General features: G+C 68.6%; 1 protein-coding gene. It reads right to left on the bottom strand.

Annotation, left to right across the window (positions count from 1 at the left end; genetic code table 11):
• Window positions 1-3,189: non-ribosomal peptide synthetase (locus tag ACZ4TG_RS38090; RefSeq protein WP_468173029.1), on the bottom strand; the 3,189-nt coding region annotated here is incomplete at both ends.

Genomic DNA, 3,189 nt, shown 5'->3' with positions numbered 1-3,189 from the left:
ACCCCGCCAAGCCCGCATCTCACCCAACGGAATCGGCTCACCCGAATACGAACTATCCCAACCCGAAAAATCCTCACCAAACGCAACAGAATCCGGGCCGGAATATACCGAGTCGTAGATCTCCCGCCACTCCTCGACCTGCGCCTCAGCCGCCGAACCCTCCGACGCACCCGACGCGGCGGCCACCTCAAGATCCGGCACCACATAAGCCACGAGCCGCTGATCACCCGGAACATCCTCACGAGCGATCACCGCCGCCTGCCGGACACCGGCATAGCCCGACAGCAGGGACTCGATCTCACCCGGCTCGATCCGGAAACCACGCACCTTCACCTGCTCATCAGCACGCCCCAGATACTCCAACTGCCCATCAGCACGCCAGCGCACCACATCACCCGTGCGATACATCCGCACACCCGACCCGAACGGCGACGCCACAAACCGCTCACCCGTCAGACCAGCACGACCCACATACCCACGCGCCACCTGCACACCTGTTGCGTACAGCTCCCCGGCAACGCCCACCGGCACCGGTTGCAGACGGTCGTCCAGCACGTAGAGCCGCGTGTTCCACATCGGCCGGCCGATCGGGACGCTGCTCCCGCCCAGGCTCGTGTCCATGCCGTGCCAGGCCGAGGAGGCGACCTGGATGGTCATCTCGGTCGGGCCGTACAGGTTGCAGAGCTCGGCGCCCCACTTGCGGATGATCTCGGCCGCGAGTTCCGGGCGCAGGGCCTCGCCACTGGACCAGATGCGGGTGACGCGGTGTCCGGCGGGCGGCGCCGGAAGATTGGCCAGCAGTGACGGCGGGAACTGGGCGACGGTCACGCCGTGCTCCACCATGTGCGTCACGATCCCCTGAGGGTCCCTGAGCACGTCACTCGGTGCGACGCAGATCGCCGCGCCGTGCAGCAGCGGGAACCAGATCTCCAACCCCACCGAGTCGAACCGGACGGAGGTGCGGAACAGCAGTACGTCACCGGCCTCTACCGGGTGGGCGGACTGCATCCACTGGAGGTTGTTGACCAGGCCGCGGTGCTCGACCATGACTCCCTTCGGGCGCCCGGTGGAACCCGAGGTGTAGATCACGTAGAGCGGGCTCTGGGGGAGCAGCGCCGCCAGTCGCTCGTCGTCGCTCAGGTCGCCGTCAGGCTGCCGCCCGATCTCGGCGAGGGTCTCCTCGTCATCGAGGACAACCTGCGGGAGCTCGGCGCCCCGGCAGGTCATCCCGCCCAGGCCGCTGCCGCGGGTGGTGATCAGCAGTTCGGGGCGCGCATCGTCCAGGGTGTGGCGCAGCCGGTCCATGGGGTCGTCGGGGTCGAGCGGGAGATAGGCACCGCCCGCCTTGACCACTGCGAGCAGCGCGACGACGGCTTCCGTCGTGCGCGGCAACGCCACGGCCACGACGTGGTCGGGGCCGCTTCCGATGCCGCACGTGACGAGGTGTCGGGCCAGCCGGTTGGCACGCGCGTTGAGCTCGGCGTACGTGAGCTTGGTACCGCCGAACAGGACAGCGGGGGCGTCGGGCGCCTGGCGCACCCGTGCTTCGAAGAGGGCGGGCAGGCTTTCCTGGCTGACCTCGATGTCAGTGGCGTTCCAGTCGGCCAGTACCTGTCGGCGCTCGGCGCCGGTCAGCAGGTCAGCGTCGCTGATGGGCCGGCCGGGCTCGGTCAGGGCCTGGTCGAGGAACCGGATCCAGCGGGCGAAGAGCAGCTCGATCGTGGTCCGGTCGAAGAGGTCGGTGGAGTACTCGACCACGGTGGCGATGCCTGCAGGGCTGCCCATCGCGTCGTACCGCTCGGTGAGTGAGAACAGCATGTCGAAACGGGAGGTGCCGGAGTCGACCTCTTCCATCCGCACTCTCAGTTCCGGCAGGGTGAAGTCGCCCTGGTCGTTGTTCTGGAGAACAAGAGCCACCTGGAAGAGCGGGTGGTGCGCTGCCGATCGCTGGGGGTTGAGGAGTTCCACCAGGTGCTCGAAGGGCACGTCCTGGTTGGCGTACGCGGCCAGGCTCGACTCCCTTACGCGGCCTAGCAGTTCGTCGAACGCCGGGTTGCCGGAGGTGTCCGTACGGAGGACGAAGGTGTTGACGAAGAGACCGACGAGGTCGTCCAGTGCTTCGTCCGTGCGGCCCGCGAGACCGCTGCCGAGCGGGATGTCGGTGCCTGCGCCCAGACGGGTCAGCAATGCGGCCATACCAGCCTGGAGAACCATGAACGCCGTGACGCCAGAGGTTCGGGCAAGCTCGGTGAGGCGTTGGTGCAGCGTGGCGTCGACCTCGAACTCGGCGTACGAACCCGCGTAGGAAGCGATTGCCGGACGAGGGCGGTCGACGGGGAAGGTCACCAGTTCCGGCAGGTCCGCCAACTGCTCGCGCCAGTAGGCAACCTGCCTCCCGAAGGCGCTGTCCGGTTGGGACGCGTCGCCGAGCAGCTCGCGCTGCCAGAGCGTGTAGTCGGCGTACTGGACGGGGAGTTCGGCCCACTGCGGGGCCGCGCCCTGGAGCCGTGCGGTGTAGGCCGCGACGACATCACGCGCCAGCGGGGCCATGGACCAGCCGTCACCGGCGATGTGGTGCAGCAGCAGGAGCAGCACCGTGTCTTCCCCGTCGGTCTCGAACAGCCAGCTGCGGACGGGGATCTCGGTGGCGAGGTCGAAGCCGTAGCGGCCCGCCTCCTCCAGTGCGACCGGAAGTTCGGCCTCGGTCACCGTACGGCGCTCCCAGCCGATCTCGGTGCCGGAGGGGTCGAGGACGAGTTGGTGCGGCTCGCCGGCTGCCTCGGGGAAGACCGTGCGCAGCGACTCGTGCCGGCCGATCACATCGCGCAGGGCGGCGCTCAGCGCTGCATGGTCGACGGTCCCGGTGAGCCGCAGGGCGAGGGGCATGTTGTAGGTCGCGGAGCGGCCTTCCAGCTTGTGGAGGAACCACAGGCGGCGCTGGGCGAAGGACAGCGGGACGAGGTCGGGACGCTCCGCAGGCAGGAGGGGGGTACGCGTCTGGCCACCGAGGTGCAGTCGCCCCACCAGCTGGGACACGGTGGGTGCGGCGAAGACGTCCTTGATGGGCAGTTCGGCGTTCAGGACGGTGCGGATGCGGCTGACGAGGCGGGTGGCGAGGAGGGAGTGGCCGCCGAGGTCGAAGAAGCTGTCGTCGATCCCGACCCGGTCGAGGCCCAGGACCTCGGCGAA

It is taken from the genome of Streptomyces sp. NPDC028314 (assembly GCF_055565795.1).
The sequence above is the reverse complement of the archived record's forward strand: the minus strand, read 5'-3'. Positions and strand labels throughout refer to the sequence as shown.